Origin of the sequence: Vibrio sp. OPT18 (assembly GCF_015163615.1) — a bacterium.
Classification (GTDB): Bacteria; Pseudomonadota; Gammaproteobacteria; order Enterobacterales; family Vibrionaceae; genus Vibrio; species Vibrio coralliirubri.
The window spans coordinates 1-234 of sequence record NZ_JADDYK010000043.1 but is presented as its reverse complement, the minus strand read 5'-3'; the positions used below and the strand labels follow the sequence as shown (position 1 = coordinate 234).

At 47.9% G+C, this 234-nt stretch carries 1 rRNA gene; it reads left to right on the top strand.

What is annotated here, in order from left to right:
• Window positions 1–38: 38 nt before the first annotated feature.
• A 16S ribosomal RNA gene (locus tag IQQ51_RS10175) occupies window positions 39–234 on the top strand; the annotation flags it as partial.

The window sequence follows — 234 nt, the reverse complement described above, 5'->3', positions numbered from 1 at the left end:
TAGTTTTGAAGTCAGTATTCGTTGAGTCACAAAATCTTAAATTGAAGAGTTTGATCATGGCTCAGATTGAACGCTGGCGGCAGGCCTAACACATGCAAGTCGAGCGGAAACGACACTAACAATCCTTCGGGTGCGTTAATGGGCGTCGAGCGGCGGACGGGTGAGTAATGCCTAGGAAATTGCCTTGATGTGGGGGATAACCATTGGAAACGATGGCTAATACCGCATAATGCC